13 protein-coding genes are annotated in these 15,299 nt (G+C 49.4%); 7 read left to right on the forward strand and 6 right to left on the reverse strand.

The window, feature by feature from the left end:
- Window positions 1–133: 133 nt before the first annotated feature.
- Window positions 134–943, reverse strand: coding sequence for a DNA-formamidopyrimidine glycosylase (mutM, locus tag DC20_RS05440; RefSeq protein WP_062542901.1), 810 nt, complete (start codon window positions 941–943; stop codon window positions 134–136).
- Between the two features lie 312 nt (window positions 944–1,255).
- On the opposite strand from mutM, the gene DC20_RS05445 reads away from it, so the two are divergent.
- From DC20_RS05445 to DC20_RS05465, 5 genes are all read left to right on the forward strand, one after another.
- On the forward strand, window positions 1,256–1,801 hold the full coding sequence (locus tag DC20_RS05445) for a YfiT family bacillithiol transferase (protein ID WP_062542902.1): 546 nt from the start codon (window positions 1,256–1,258) through the stop codon (window positions 1,799–1,801).
- Window positions 1,802–1,910: 109 nt separating this feature from the next.
- Window positions 1,911–5,456: a DUF7948 domain-containing protein gene (locus tag DC20_RS05450; protein ID WP_062542903.1), complete on the forward strand. Its 3,546-nt coding sequence runs from the start codon at window positions 1,911–1,913 to the stop codon at window positions 5,454–5,456.
- Window positions 5,457–5,531: 75 nt separating this feature from the next.
- On the forward strand, window positions 5,532–6,071 hold the full coding sequence (locus DC20_RS05455; RefSeq protein ID WP_062542904.1) for a hypothetical protein: 540 nt from the start codon (window positions 5,532–5,534) through the stop codon (window positions 6,069–6,071).
- Between the two features lie 190 nt (window positions 6,072–6,261).
- A complete protein-coding gene (locus tag DC20_RS05460) occupies window positions 6,262–6,831 on the forward strand; it encodes a hypothetical protein (RefSeq protein WP_157593060.1) in 570 nt (189 codons plus the stop codon).
- Between the two features lie 153 nt (window positions 6,832–6,984).
- The gene (locus DC20_RS05465; RefSeq protein WP_062542906.1) at window positions 6,985–7,257 is read left to right on the forward strand and encodes a (2Fe-2S) ferredoxin domain-containing protein; all 273 of its coding nucleotides are present in this window, start codon (window positions 6,985–6,987) and stop codon (window positions 7,255–7,257) included.
- 64 nt (window positions 7,258–7,321) lie between these two features.
- Here the strand turns inward: DC20_RS05465 and DC20_RS05470 are convergent, their stop codons facing one another.
- The 3 genes from DC20_RS05470 to DC20_RS05480 all read right to left on the reverse strand — a co-directional run bounded on the left by DC20_RS05470 (window position 7,322) and on the right by DC20_RS05480 (window position 9,033).
- A complete protein-coding gene (locus DC20_RS05470; protein ID WP_062545817.1) occupies window positions 7,322–7,855 on the reverse strand; it encodes a ferritin in 534 nt (177 codons plus the stop codon).
- A gap of 382 nt (window positions 7,856–8,237) precedes the next feature.
- Window positions 8,238–8,591, reverse strand: coding sequence for a hypothetical protein (locus DC20_RS05475; protein WP_062542907.1), 354 nt, complete (start codon window positions 8,589–8,591; stop codon window positions 8,238–8,240).
- 172 nt (window positions 8,592–8,763) lie between these two features.
- Window positions 8,764–9,033: a hypothetical protein gene (locus DC20_RS05480; RefSeq protein WP_062542908.1), complete on the reverse strand. Its 270-nt coding sequence runs from the start codon at window positions 9,031–9,033 to the stop codon at window positions 8,764–8,766.
- 139 nt (window positions 9,034–9,172) lie between these two features.
- On the opposite strand from DC20_RS05480, the gene msrA reads away from it, so the two are divergent.
- Window positions 9,173–9,841, forward strand: a complete 669-nt coding sequence (gene msrA, locus DC20_RS05485; RefSeq protein WP_062545818.1) for a peptide-methionine (S)-S-oxide reductase MsrA — start codon at window positions 9,173–9,175, stop codon at window positions 9,839–9,841.
- 88 nt (window positions 9,842–9,929) lie between these two features.
- Here msrA and DC20_RS05490 read toward each other — a convergent pair whose 3' ends face one another.
- Together DC20_RS05490 and DC20_RS05495 are read right to left on the reverse strand one after the other, a co-directional pair.
- Window positions 9,930–10,280, reverse strand: coding sequence for a hypothetical protein (locus tag DC20_RS05490; protein WP_062545819.1), 351 nt, complete (start codon window positions 10,278–10,280; stop codon window positions 9,930–9,932).
- A gap of 38 nt (window positions 10,281–10,318) precedes the next feature.
- Window positions 10,319–11,587 (reverse strand): PAS domain-containing protein, encoded by a 1,269-nt coding sequence (locus tag DC20_RS05495; protein ID WP_062542909.1) that lies wholly within the window; start codon window positions 11,585–11,587, stop codon window positions 10,319–10,321.
- Window positions 11,588–11,849: 262 nt separating this feature from the next.
- On the opposite strand from DC20_RS05495, the gene mfd reads away from it, so the two are divergent.
- Entirely contained in the window at window positions 11,850–15,206 is a 3,357-nt protein-coding gene (mfd, locus tag DC20_RS05500) for a transcription-repair coupling factor (RefSeq protein WP_062542910.1), read from the forward strand.
- The last annotated feature ends 93 nt before the right edge of the window (window positions 15,207–15,299 follow it).

Genomic DNA, 15,299 nt, shown 5'->3' on the forward strand with positions numbered 1-15,299 from the left:
GTTTACAGCCACTTTTAACCAATAACCGGAACTGCTCTACCGAATATACTATATTTACAAAGGAGGTATCTAAAAGAGGTAGATCTTTCTCTGATTTTACGCTTTAATCAGCAAAACACCCCCCTACCTCCTGTCACATTTGGCAGTTCGGGCAGAAATAGGTAGCGCGGCCACCCACGTATTTCTTCTGGATGAGCATCTGGCAGCGGGGGCAATTCAAATGGGCATTGGTGATGGTTGACGAGGGAGCCTCATCCCATTCGCGGGCGTGGATGAGGTAATGCGAGGGGAAGTCACGGTAGATGGCCTCGGCAGCGATTTCCAGTACCTCTCTGATGGAGGTGGCCAGCCGGTCAATCTCAGTAGGCTGCAAAGTATGGGCGGGCCGCTCAGGCTCCAGTTGAGCCTGGAACAACACTTCATCAGCAATCCAGTTGCCTACGCCGGGTGCAATGCGCTGGTCCAGCAACAGGGGCTTGATGGCAGATTTCTTTCTGGCGAGACCCTGGGTAAGTTCCTCGGTAGAGAGGGTGAGCGCGTCAGGACCCAGCTTCTTTTGCTGCCGGAAAGTGTCTACGCTTTGGGTGAGCCCCAGTCTGCCAAACTTACGTGAATCAATAAAGGCAAACTTGAAGCCTGTCTCAAAATGGAAGATTGCCCGGGCAAAACGTGGGGTATCGGCGGCATCACGGTAATAGCCTACGTCCCCCGTCATCCCGAAGTGCATAGTCACAATAGGGCCTTGAGCGGTTAACAGGAACAGCTGCTTGCCTATGCGTTGGGTACCAGTGAATTGATTTCCCCGTAAAACCTTCCTGAAATCATCCAGGTCTACCTGCAACTGCCGCTTAGGGTCCTGCACCTCCACCTCAGTAATGGTTTGGTACAAGCTGGTTTCGTCTATGAAGCGGCGGTAGGTTTCTACCTCGGGTAATTCAGGCATAACAAGAAGAATGCGTTTAAGGGCTGTTTCAAGAAATCAAGTACTTCAACAGCACCTCTATTTCAACCACCAGAGGCCCTGGATTGTTACGCAGACTTCTGATAAGTTCTTCTGTTTTTGGCCCGTCTAATGAAGTACACACTCACCAATACTAGCTTATTACTTTTTGTTTTTGCCAATTCTTCTTACCTACCAGCGCCGGATAAGCAATTCCGGCAAATTAGTTTTAACCTGAATTCAAAAATTCAGACCAAAAAAGCAGCCAAGAAAAGTGTATTTCGTTAGATTTGTTAAGACTAGTACCTTTTCTGCATGGAAACCTCAACTCTACCTTTAGAAATGTTGCGCTACCCCATTGGTAGGTTTACTGCTCCGCCTTTGTATAGATCTGCTTTTGTGAAACAGTCACTAGTGGCGTTAGAGGCACTCCCGGGCCAATTGAGGGCGGCAGTAAGTTCTCTTTCTGATGAACAGCTGGACACCCCCTACCGTCCCGGTGGCTGGACGTTGCGCCAGGTAGTGCACCACATAGCCGACAGCCACATTAACAGCTATACTCGTTTCAGACTGGCTTTGACAGAGGCGCATCCGGTTATAAAACCGTATGAAGAGTCTTCGTGGGCATACCTGCATGACGCCCGGTGGGCAGACCCGGCCCTTTCTTTGCAGTTGCTGGAAACGCTGCACCAGCGCTTGGTGATTCTGCTTCGCTCTCTTTGCATGGAAGAATGGCACCGGTCTTTCTTTCATCCGCAGAACGGAGAGATCTACCTTTTCCAGGCGGCGGGCATGTACGCCTGGCACGGGGCGCACCATATTGGGCATATTACCTCCCTCAAAGATAGAATGGGCTGGTAATTAGGTTATAGTGCTTATTTTTTGAAAACATCTTCAGTACAAGGGCTGCCCAATTATATTTTTATAAGGAAATTTAGTTTATTTTAGTCAGGAGTTTCATCTTCTGACCATGTACCTGTCTGTCCCTCTTTTTATTTTTTCCGCGTTTTGGACCCTTTGGCAGTTTCTGCTGGGTGCGCCTGCTCCTTCCTCTGCCCCGGTAACCCCAAAAGCGGTATTGGTCAACAGAAACAACGCTGCTGCTGACACCCGGTCGCTGGAATTTGTAGAGAACAAAGGGCAATGGCCTGCGCAGGTAGCGTACGCCGCCGACATTCCGGGCGGAAAGATGTTCTTGCAGCCTTCGGGCTTTGTGTATGTTTTACATGAGCCGGGGGCTTTCCAGAAGCACGGGCAAACTCCGGAAGCCACTCCCACACAGCGCAACATCCCCACTAGTAACCTCCTGAAAAGCCATGCCTACTCTGTTACCTTTGAAGGCGCCAATCCTGCGCCAAAGCTGCATACCCAGGAGTTAACCGAAGGGGTACGCAACTACTACCTGGGCAAAGATCCACAAAAGTGGGGCACAGGTGCCAGGGGGTTCCGCCAGCTCCGGTACAATAGCCTGTACCAGGGAGTAGACATGGCCTTGTATGAGCAGAACGGTCACTTAAAGTATGATCTGCATGTGGCACCGGGCACTTCAACAGCCCAGATAAAACTCACTTATACCGGCGTTTCAAAGTTGTTTTTACAAGATGGCCACTTACAGGTAAAAACCTCTGTAGGCAATATCAAGGAGCAGAAACCAGTGGCCTACCAACTGGTGCAGAACCAACGCGTGCCGGTTGCCTGCGAGTACAAGCTATTGGGGAATACCCTCTCGTTCCATTTTCCGCAGGGCTATGACCAAACAGTACCACTGGTCATTGACCCTGTAGTGGAGTTCTCTACCTTTTCGGGCTCTATTGCAGACAATTGGGGCTACACGGCTACCTATGACAGCCAGGGAAATATGTACTCTGGAGGTATTGCTTCCGGCGTTGGGTACCCCACTACCATGGGAGCATTTGATACAAACTTCAATGGCTACTGGGACATGGCCATTATCAAGTACAACACCAAAGTAAGTGGTGCGGCCGCCCGTTTGTATGCCACCTACATTGGCGGAAATGATGCCGAGACACCCCATAGCCTGGTAGTAAACAGCGCCGATGAATTGCTGATTTTGGGCACGACCAGTTCACAGAATTACCCCACCTCAGCCAATGCGTTAAGCCGCTCTTTCAACGGCGGAAGTTACCTGGCACCGTTGGGGCAGGGGGGCAACCCAGAATACACCAATGGGTCAGACCTGGTCATTACGCGGTTAAGTGCAAATGGAGACCGGTTGCTGGCTTCTACCTTTTTGGGAGGAAGCCAGAACGACGGTATTCTGACAAGGCTCAACCCGGGTGTGCCTACCCTGGTGCAGAACTACGGCGATCAATTCAGGGGAGATATCATCACAGACCCAGACGGAAACGTCTACATTGCCTCCAATACCGCTTCTGATAATTTCCCGGCCCGCAACGGCTTTCGCTCTCAGCGGTATGGTGGCTCCCATGACGCAGTGGTTTGTAAGCTTTTGCCGGACTTGAGCCAGGTGGTTTGGGCAAACTTTTACGGCGGCGCTGGCATTGATGCCGCCTACTCCATTCAACTGGACCAGAACCGGCAAGTGTACGTGTGCGGTGGCACTACCAGCCCTACCCTACCCGGCACCAACAATGGGTTTAAGTCTACCTCCGCAGGGAACACAGATGGCTTTGTGGTGAAGATTAACCCCGCAGGTACGGCTATAACGGCAGCAACTTTTTTAGGGACTCCTGCCTATGATCAAACGTATTTCCTGCAGCTAGACAACACCAACAACGTGTATCTGTTTGGCCAAACCCTAGGTAGCTACCCGGTCACCAATGGCACTTACAGAAATGCCAACGGCCGGCAGTTTCTGCACAAACTGAGCAATGACTTATCCACCACTGCCTGGTCCACCGTATTCGGGTCTGGCAGAGCTACCATTGACATTTCACCTACGGCTTTTCTGGTAGATGACTGCCAACGGATTTACGTGTCTGGCTGGGGCGGGAACTCCAACGCCGGCGTGTACGGAAACGGCTCTACCATCGGCCTGCCCACTACCAGCGGAGCGGTGCAAACCACTACAGACGGAGGCGACTTCTATCTCATGCAATTGGGCACTAACGCAAGCCAGTTACTGTACGCCACTTTCTACGGAGGCAACCAGAGTGTAACCGGTGGAAGCTACGAGCACGTAGACGGCGGCACCAGCCGGTTCGATAAGAAAGGGTATGTGTACCAGGCGGTGTGCGGCGGTTGTCAGGCCCGGTCTAACTTTCCTATTCCGCCTGGCGCCAACTTTTTCTCCACCACTAATAACAGCGGGAACTGTAACAACGCGGCTTTCAAATTTGACTTTGCCGAAGAACTCAGAGCTGATGCTGGTCCTGACCTGGAGATTTGCGCGGAGGCCCCGGGAATACAATTGAGAGGCACCCCAACAGGCGGTGTCTGGACCGGTGAGGGGGTCACGTTAGTGAACGGTGCCTACCGCTTCACTCCCACTCTTGCTCTGTTAGGCTTGCGCACCCTTACTTATACCGTTACCGGAACTGGCTCCTGCTCTATTGCCAATACCATGGTCATGAACGTGACGCCACCTGTGCCACATACCCTTTCTGTCCCAGACACTATGTATTGCGCCACGTCTACGGTTCCGGTGCAACTTACCGCCACTCCGGCTGGAGGTGTATTTTCCGGGAAAGGCGTGACGGGTTCTACCTTTACTCCGGCCACTGCGGGATTGGGGCGGCACGTGGTTACGTACCGCAGTGACGGCACCAACGGCATCTGCGGATCGGTCACTAAAGTCATCAATGTTTTCATGCCTAATTTGCAAATCGGGCCAGATACTACCCTGTGTCCTGGTGACCTTTCTGCCTTCCAGCTGCGCGCTAATCTGCCCGGCGGTACCTGGAGTGGCACGGGGGTTTCCTCTACAGGGGTCTTTACACCGCAGCCAGGTTTAAGCGGGTCAGTGAAGGTATCCTATACCATTTCAGCTCCTTGCCCAGTTACAGTTTCCAGAATGATTAACCTGCCGCCAAGGCCTAGCATGGAGGCGCAACTGACCAATGCCTGCCAGGACAATCCTGCTCTTTCCGGGTACGCCCCCTTTAACGCGGCTTTCTCTAATGGCACCATGAATGCCACCTCTTTTACCTGGGACTTTGGTGATGGGACTACATCTACTGAGAAAGACCCCAGGCACCTGTACAAAACACCCGGCAGATACAAAGTAACCTTAACGGCCAACTACGGCAATGGCTGCCAGGAAATCCTGGAAATTGGGCCCGTGATTGTGGAGCCTCCGTTCGTTCCCAATATCTTCACCCCAAACAGTGACGGCAAGAATGATACGTTTGTCCAGCACTTTAGCTGTTTCCCTACTGAAATTACGGTGTACAACCGATGGGGAAAACAGGTGCTCCAAGAGAAAGTGTACAACCAAAAGTGGGACGGTGGAAGCCTATCTGACGGCTCTTATTTCTACATTCTAAAAGACACCGAAGGCAACACTGCCAAAGGGTGGGTAGAGATTGTGCGGTAAGAAAGGAATGATTTTCCTTCCTGCGCCATAGGGGAAAATTGCCTTCCTGCAATCTCTGTAAAACAAAACTTTTCTATGCGATTCACCTTTACCTCTTTTCTTCTCTGTTTATTGCTCATAGCAGGGCTTTCCGGATGCGGAGCCGAGTTGATTGACGATCCTATTATGACTGCCGTTGTGAACGGCCGGCCGTTTACTGCCTGCCGTGGTTCCGGGAAAAACATTGCCCTGCCTAAAGACAACGTAACCATTACTTATGATATAGATAAGCGTCTGCTGATAAAGGGCTCAGACAGTTGCAAGGATACTATCCGGCAGATTCACTTAGACATCAGAGACGTACAGGGGCCTGGCACTTACCTCATTGACCACCCCGAAAATTTAGGTGGCAATAGTTTGGGCAATAATGGCTCCCTTAAGTTCCCCTATTTTCATCCGCCTACTTTGCGGGGCAATCTTACCACCAGCAGTCAACATACCGGCAGGTTTATCCTTACCAAGTTTGACGAGAAAAACAGGCGCCTTTCTGCTACGTTTGAGATGGATGTTTACGAGCCAAATTCCGGGTTTCTTTACCGCATTAGGGAAGGCAAACTGCAGGATGCCCCTTTCTAACCTCAGTCCTGCGTGAGGCCTCGTTTTTGGCAACTTCTGCAAAAAGGATCCTAAAACGTAAAAGTTTTATGACCTCTTTTGCACCAGATGCTTGCCCTGAAACAAGTACGCACGATGCAGGCCTGAAACGAACTCTTCTATTCCCGCTATAGTTTTAATACTTTTAGCACTTCATACATATTTATAGACTATGTCAAGACGCGGTAGACGCACATTAGGCGTTCCTACTTTTCCCATGCCTCTTTCTGGCAGGTTCATGCCAGCCACCCTATTGATTATATTAGGATTAGGTCTGTTAATCTACAAAAACCTCACACAGGAGGTAAAGCAGGAACAGGATTTGGTAGTGAAAGAAGGAACCCTCATCAATTACTCATTCAAGAAAACCCCTGAAGGGGAGCGGGATTACGGAATCTGGCTGAAGGAATTCGCTGAGCGCTTTGAGTTGACCGGTACGGAGGAAGCAAAATTTGACACTACCGCTTTCAAGGCGGCCATCAAACCAGGCGACCGCCTGCGGGTAGCATTCAGCGACCGGGAAGACCTGTTGGAAAACGGTGGAGTTCGGAAACTCTATGGCTTATCGGCCCCGGTAAAGAAACTTTCGTTTTTTGAGGGAAAAGAAACTGTAGGGAAGCTGAATACGGGCATCATCACCTATGCTATGTATGCCTCCTTAGCGTTAGGGATTTTGCTGTACATCTGGCAACTCTTCAAGTTTCAGCGGGAACAGAAAGCGTATAACGATTATCATGGTTAAACGGCCTTTCCTGTTTAAGTGCTTCTTTTAGCAAATCACCTTAAAAACAGTTTGAAGCCGAAGCAACCCTAGGTTCTTTCAGATTCAGCATACAGTAAAGCAGCTAATCTTGTCTTTCGCCGTAGAACACAGAAGAGAGGCAATTTTGAACTTATGAGTAGATACCCAACTGATCCACGGCAAGTCATATACGCCTGCGGAAGCGGCAAATGCCAGAAACGCGGCGGCAAAGAGCTACGCAAAATCATGCGTGATGAGCTGAAGCAAGCCGGTTTGAAAGATGAAGTAGAAATCATCAAAACTGACTGTACCGACCGGTGCAAGCATGGTCCTATTTTCAGTATACAGCCGCAGAACATTTGGCTGCATGACATGAGTGAGGCCCAGGTGCTGCAAGTGTTCAGGGAACAGGTCATGGGCAAATAAAAAACCCCTCAGGCTTACGGGCTTGAGGGGTTTTTCTCTTTATACGGGTCTTCTATCAGGAAGGTTATTCCCCGTCGTTGTCATAATTGATTTTACGGATGTTTTTGTCAATTTCCCAACGGCCGGTTCCTTCTTCGCCAATCACGTCAAACAGTTCAAGGGCGCGGCGGGCTACATACTCCTCCTCAACCTGCTCTTTCAGGAACCACTGCAGAAACTGGAACGTCATAAAGTCTTTTGACTTCATGCACTGGTCTGCCAGACGGTTGAACTGCTGGGTCACAAAAATCTCCTGCTGCAGTGCTTTTTCAAACACATCTCTGAAAGAGTCAAACTCCTGCGGAATGCCTACCACCTCTGGTGACACGGCATGTCCGCCTAAATCACTTACAAAATTGAAAAGCTTGAGCATGTGCTCCCGCTCCTCATGCGATTGCTTCATGAAGTAATCTGCGCTGTAGTCAAAGCCCTGACGGTTGCACCAGGAAGACATGGCCAAATAGGTAGCCGATGAATGCGCTTCAACTTTTATCTGTTCGTTTAAGAGCGTCTCTATTTCTTCTGAAAGAGAGGTCCGCAGTCTCAATAAATCTTTCATGGTTTCTATCTCAGTCATAGCCCTTGAAAATGGGGCCTTAACTCAAATATACCGGTAAAAGCCTTCCTTGGTTCTTCAGATTCCTGCTTTTAGGCTAATACATATTCAGTCTAAATTCAGAGCCTAAACTATATAGCGAGGAGGATGGCAGTTATAAAAAAAATAGAGGTTCTGTTGGTATACCAACCTATCTTGGTGGAAGCCAAAAGAGAAGTTGCCGTTGAGATGTTAGCGAGAACACCAATAAGAGCGGATAAGATAGTATGTGATAGAAAAACTGTTGGTGATCTGCGAATTAGAAGCTGAAGCCTTCTTTCTAGAAAAGAGCCTCTAAACGAAATACCTATAGCTAGAAATAAGAAGTACAAAAAGAGACGGCTTACTAGTACACCAAAGGGGCATACAGGCACTCGTACAAGATGCTGTTCAAAGCCATCATGGCTCTGGCTCCCTGCAACAGTTCCTGGAAATGCAGGACGTCAGCCAAGGTTAAGACAAAGCACCGCTCAGACCTGTAAGGCATAAGCACATGCACATCAGAAGCGCGGGAGGGGTCTTCTACCATCTTCTCCACGTTGATGGCGTCAACGTGCTGCTTCAGAACCAAAAAATCCTTCACCTTAAAGGGCGAGATACCGCCTGCAAATTCCACGAAGTAGCAATTATAACGGTTGCACTGATACACAGCGCCATAGGCTGTCCGGAATAGTTCTTGCAGGTTGGGTGAAGTTGGCATAGGGGTAATCTGCTGGTTTGCTCAAAAGGAACAATACAAAAATAGGCCCTGTTTAGAATTAGTCCAAATAATTTAGAAGGTTATTTTCAGTTCAGGCAAAATAAATGGCAAGCGTTTTCAACCTGGTTTTAGGAAAAAGGTTGAAAACGCTTGCCATTGGTGTCAGGAGGGATTACTTATCTCGGCTTATTAGTTTTGAGAAACGGCTGTCTTTCTCATCCTGGTACAGAAAGGCCAGTTTCTTTTCCTCGAACTTCTCAAAGAACTCGTCCCAGCTTATGTCCTCCAGGTTGTCCTCGGCGTAGCCAGGAAAGTTAATGCGCAACAGTCCGGCTTCTTCTCCTTTGCCGGTGCCTTTTACCGTGGCTGGTTTGCCGTCACGGGCCTCAGCCCATTTTCTGATAGTGTCGTGGTCGGTGGTGGTTTTTGATGAATCAGACATGGTATATTCTTGAGTTGGTGTACCCTTCTTCTGACGAGGAGCCCCTCAAAAAGTTACCTCACCCCCTTCCCTACTCCCGAAACTTCTAACGTACTTTTACGGTTATACACCCATGCACCTTCCCATCCGTTTAACTTCTATGAGACTTCTTCTTTTTGCCTTTATACTACTGTTTGGTTTCACTTCGTGCGCTCAAAGCCGCAAAGAGAAAGCCGCGACTACGCCTTCAGCTTCGGCTACTCAGCAAAACCAAAAAGTACCTGACAGCCTGGCCGTCGCTACCTTTGCCGGAGGCTGCTTTTGGTGCACCGAAGAGGCTGCTGAGAAACTGAGAGGCGTGTATGACGTGGTTTCAGGCTATACCGGCGGCTCTACCAAGAACCCCACGTATGAGCAGGTAAGCTCTGGCTTAACCGGCCACGCAGAAGCCGTTCAGATCACGTATGATCCCAAAACTGTTACCTATGAGACCTTGCTGGAGGCGTTCTTCGCAGCCCATGACCCTACCACACTTAACCGCCAGGGACCAGATGAAGGAACCCAGTACCGCTCGGCCATTTTCTACCGCACTCCTGAGGAGAAGGCCATGATTGATGCCTACATCAAGAAGCTGAACACTGCCCGGGCTTTCCAGGCGCCAATTGTAACGGAAGTAGCGGCCTTGAAGGAATTCTACCCTGCTGAGGAAGAACACCAGGACTTTTACCGCAACAACCCTAACAACCCTTACATGCGGGCGGTTTCCACGCCAAAAGTGGAGAAGTTCAAGAAGAAAATGGAGGGTAAGTTGAAAACAGATAATGAGTAAGTCCTAGACGTGTGAACCTCCGTTTACCCCATAAAAACAAAAGCCATTCTGTACAGAATGGCTTTTGTTTTTATGGGGTTAGTACCGGCTAAGCAGCCAGTTTACTTTCTAATCGGGAGAGTGTGTTCAAAAACCGCTCAGATAGCTTTTCTATCTTACTGAGGCCACTTTGGGCTTCATCTATTTTTCCCCGTTGGTACAATCTGAACAAAGAATCAGACTCTGAGCTGAGCTCTTGTTGCACCTGCTTTAACTCCAGCAGTTCAGAGATGTTGTTGTACCTGGAAAAACCAATAGAGGCAAACCAGCTGCTGATTGGACCAGCACTGGAAAAGAAAGCTGTATCCGGGGTGCCACCATATAGCACTGAACGCACCTTAGACTTAAACAGAATATGCTTAATTCTTAACTGTTGAAAATCTACCTGTGCTTGGTTCATTTGCAGCAAACTACATTAAAATAGCTAGTTTCCACCTTTCACTGAACAGAAGTATCTTTTTTGAGGGACTGTAGCTCCTCTCTCAACTTCACTTTATCAGAAACCTCGTACCCGAAAGCGATAATGCCGGCTACCTGTCCGTTCTCAATAAGAGGCTGGTAGGTAGTAGTGAAGTAGGCTTTCTCCACATGACCAGTATTTTGCCAATCTAGTTCCACGCAAATCTCTTCCGCAATAAAAGGGACGCCTGTCTTATAGACATTGTCTAAAAGGTCAACAAACCCTTGTTCCACTATCTCCGGCAAAGCTTCGGCCACTGTATTCCCTACTAAATCACGGCCGGGTATTAGTTGCTGGTACTTGGGGTTCACCAACTCAAATCTGTGCTCGGGACCTTTCAGAATGGCAAAGAGGGCCGGCGCTTGCATGATGAGCCTTTCCAATGTCTGGCGCTGGTCTTCTGCTTTCTGGAAGGCCTGCTGCACTTGGTCAGAAAGAATAGACATTTGCTCATTAGACTCTAACACTTCCTGTACCATTAACTTGGTGCTGTGAATATCATTGGCACTTCCCACGCGCATGATCACCTTCCCCTTCTCATCTTTCATGGGCAGGCTTCTGATCAGGTGCCAACGGTAACTTCCTTCTTTGTCCCTGATACGCAGCTCTGCCTGAAACTCCAGTTCAGAATAGAAGTCTTCTTTTTGCCGGTCTAAAACCTGATGAATGTCTTCCGGGTGTATCACCTTTTGCCAACTGTGCCCTATAAATTCCTCTAAGGGCAAACCGGTATAATCAATCCAGCGCTGGTTGACGTAGGTGCAGGCACCGTTAGGATCAGCGGTATGAATCAGCTCCGGAACAGCATCTGTCAGGAACTTGAATTTCTCCTCACTCATTCTGCGGGCCTCTTTGGCTAGTTCCCGTTCGGTGACGTCATTGGTGTTCTGAATCACGAACTTCACGTTTCCGGCTTCATCCAGCACTGGGGTGTGTGATGCTTCCCAGTACCGGGCTTCATAACCGCCGCCCTCCTGGGCAGAACGCTCCAGGTCATACCGCAGCACATCCAGGTAGTCTACCCGCTTGGTCTCTATTGCTTTTCTGATGGATTTGATGACCGGGTTCTCGTCAAAGGAGATAGTAGGGTCCTGGTATACTTCCTTGAGAAAAACCTTTCCTATAATTTCCTCCCGGCTACGCATGGTGGTCTTCAGATACTTATTTGTGGCGGCCAGAATCTTGAAATCAGGCGAGACAATGACTACGTTTTCAGGGACATTAATGAAGTATTCAAAAAATTCCATAGGCTAGTTTTGACGTCAGGCAGAAAGACCAAATGTAGAAGGTTTGGAACGAAATTCTAAGACGTAAACAGGCTGCATTGTGTTTAAGTTTAGAGATTAAAATCTTGCTTCAGGAACAATTTGGAAAAACTAGACTTATACTAGTGTTATAGCAAAAGCCAGGCAGTTCTGGTCAAGGACAACTAAGCCCCTATCCTCTTCGTTTCCAGTAACCAACAAGAATGGCTAGCTTTGCTCCTGTTTTTTTAGAAAAGATTTACCTTTGAAAGCAACTCAATTTTTGGAGCTGTACCGGCAGGACCCCGTAGTGCAAACCGTGGCCCAGCACCTGCAGACTCCTGAACCTCAACATATACATTTGAAAGGGCTGGTAGGTAGCTTAGATGCTGTGGTGGCGTCTGCGCTACAGACCATGCACCCTAACACGCACCTGTTCATCTTACATGACCGTGAGGAAGCCGCTTACTTTTACAGCGATCTTTCTAACCTCCTGGAAGACGGACAGGAAGTGCTGCTCTTCCCCAGCTCGTACAAGCGGGCGTACCAGTTTGATCACACGGAGAACGCGAACATTCTGCTGCGGGCCGAGGTGCTGAACCGCCTGAATGACCGTGCAGGCGCTGGTGCCCTGATTGTGACTTACCCTGAGGCGCTTACAGAAAAAGTCATCAATAAAAAATCATTGGTGGCCAATACGCTGGGCGCAAAGGTGGGCGAGAAACTGGACGTGAACTTCCTGACGGAGATGCTGGCCAGCTACGACTTTGAACGCACTGACTTTGTTTATGAAGCCGGCCAGTTTGCCGTACGCGGGGGCATTGTAGACGTGTTCTCGTACGCAAACGAATTACCGTTCCGCCTGGAGATGTTTGGGGATGAAATTGAAAGCATCAGAACGTTTGACCCCAACACCCAGCTTTCAGTAGAGCAGAAAAAGCAGATTTCCATCATCCCTAACGTGCAGACCAAACTGCTGCAGGAAACCCGTGAGTCGTTTCTGGACTTTATTCCGGAAAACAGCAAGGTTTGGGTAAAAGATTACCGCCAGACAGTAGAGGTAGTTACAGAATCTTATGAGAAGGCCGAACAGGCGTTTCAGGAGATGCTGGAAGCCAGCGCCGGCGTTCAGGTTGTTTCTAACCCAGAGGCACTTTTTGAATCAGGCAAGGCTTTTAAGAAAGCCTTGGAAAGATTTACGCTGGTAGAATTTGGCAAGCGCTTCAATTTCAAGAGTGCCCAAGTAGTGCAGTTCCAGGCGCACCCGCAGCCTTCGTTTAACAAAGACTTCCAGCGGTTGGTGAGCAACCTGCATGAAAACCAAAGCAAAGACTACGTAAACGTCATTGCCGCTGAGTCTCCGCGCCAAGCCGACAGGCTAACCACCATTTTTGACGAACTGGACCACGACGTGCGGTTTCACCATCTAATGCTGGCGCTGCGCGAGGGTTTTGTTGATGATTTGGTAAAACTGGTGTGCTACACAGACCACCAGTTGTTTGAGCGATTCTACAAACACAAAACCCGCGAGGGGTTCTCTAAATCCAAAGCCCTTACCTTAAAAGAACTCCGCACGCTTAAGCCCGGCGATTACGTAACCCACATGGACTACGGCATCGGGCGGTTTGCGGGGTTGGAGAAAGTAGAAGTAGGGGGCCGTTTGCAGGAAGCGATCCGGCTTATTTACCGTGATGATGATTTGCTTTATGTAAGCATTCACTCGCTCCACAAAATAAGCAAGTACACCGGCAAAGAAGGCACGCCGCCTACCATGAGCAAACTTGGCTCACCTGAGTGGGAAAACAAGAAGAAGCGCGTAAAGAGCAAGGTTAAAGACATTGCCGCCGAGCTCATTTCGCTTTACGCCAAACGCAAAAAAGCGCCCGGTTATGCCTTCTCCCGTGACGGTTTCCTACAGGCAGAGCTGGAATCTTCATTCATTTACGAAGACACCCCAGACCAGGGCAAGGCTACCGAAGATGTAAAAAATGACATGGAGCTGCCCCACCCTATGGACCGGCTGGTCTGCGGAGACGTGGGCTTCGGCAAAACAGAGGTAGCCATCAGGGCGGCGTTCAAAGCCGCCTGTGACGGAAAGCAGGTGGCGGTTTTGGTGCCTACTACCATCCTGGCCATGCAGCACTATAAGACGTTCAGAGACCGCCTGGAAGCATTCCCGGTTAATGTGGAGTACATCAACCGGTTCAAGACGACCAAGCAGATAAAAGAAACCTTGGCGCGGGTGGCAGAGGGCAAAACCGATATTCTTATTGGTACCCACCGCCTCGCCAGCAAAGACGTGAAGTTCAAAAACCTGGGGCTCCTGATTATTGACGAGGAACAGAAATTTGGGGTTAAAACGAAAGACAGGCTGAAAGAGATCAAGGTGAACGTAGACACGCTCACCCTCACCGCCACGCCTATTCCGCGCACGCTGCACTTCTCCTTGATGGGTGCCCGTGACTTATCAGTGATTGCCACGCCGCCGCCTAACCGCCAGCCGGTGCAAACTGAACTGCACGTGTTTGAGGACACCTTGATCAGAGATGCCGTGGCCCATGAGCTCAAGCGCAAAGGCCAGGTATTCTTTGTGCACAACCGCATTGCAGACATTGAAGAAATGGCTAACCTCATCTTACGCCTGGTACCAGACGCCAAAGTTACCTACGCCCACGGGCAGATGGACCCTGAGGAGTTGGAGAAACGCATGATGCGCTTTGTGGAAGGCGAGTATGACGTATTGGTGAGTACCAACATTATTGAAAGCGGCCTGGACATCCCTAACGCCAACACCATCATCATCAACCGGGCGCATATGTTTGGGTTGAGTGATCTTCACCAGATGCGCGGGCGTGTGGGCCGTTCCAATAAGAAAGCGTACTGCTACCTGTTAACGCCTCCGGTTTCCGGCTTGCCTTCAGATGCCCGTAAACGCTTGAGTACTTTAGAGGAGTTCTCTGACTTGGGTGAAGGCTTCAAGATTGCCATGCGTGACCTGGACATCCGCGGGGCGGGTAACATGCTGGGTGGCGAGCAGAGCGGGTTCATCAATGACCTGGGCTTTGAGGCGTACCACCAGATTCTGGACGAAGCCGTGCAGGAACTAAAGGAAACCGAGTTCCGCGACCTGTTCTTCAAAGACGTAGAACTGGAGCAATTAATAGAACCTGTGCGCGAATGCTCTGTGGAAACCGACCTGGAGATTCTGATTCCGGATTCATACATCAGCAACATCTCTGAGCGTTTACAGATGTACAGCAAGCTGGACCGCGTGAAAGACCTGGAGAGTCTGGAGAAAATAGTAGAGGGCATGATAGACCGTTTCGGGCCCATGCCTCCTGAGGTAGAGCAGCTGGTGAACATTGTAAAAATGCGCTGGGAAGCCTGCCATCTGGGCTTTGAGAAGCTTACGCTGAAGAAAGACACCTTGAAAGGCTACATCCCTAGCCTGAACAATGAGGCCTTTTTCCAGTCTGAAACTTTCAGCCGTATTTTACAGTACGTGCAGCAGCATTCACGCCGCTCAAGGTTAAAGGAAGCCAAAGACAAGCTTATTGTGACCGTAGAAAATGTCTCTACGCTGGAGCAGGCCAAAAATATATTTGAAGAACTACAGGCATAAAACCGTTTAGGGACTGTTTTAACAAAACGGCCCCTAAACGGTTTTACCCAATAACTTTATTAAAGTCCTACGGTACAGGAGTATGCTGTAAGG

Origin of the sequence: Rufibacter tibetensis (genome assembly GCF_001310085.1) — a bacterium.
Taxonomy (GTDB): Bacteria; Bacteroidota; Bacteroidia; order Cytophagales; family Hymenobacteraceae; genus Nibribacter; species Nibribacter tibetensis.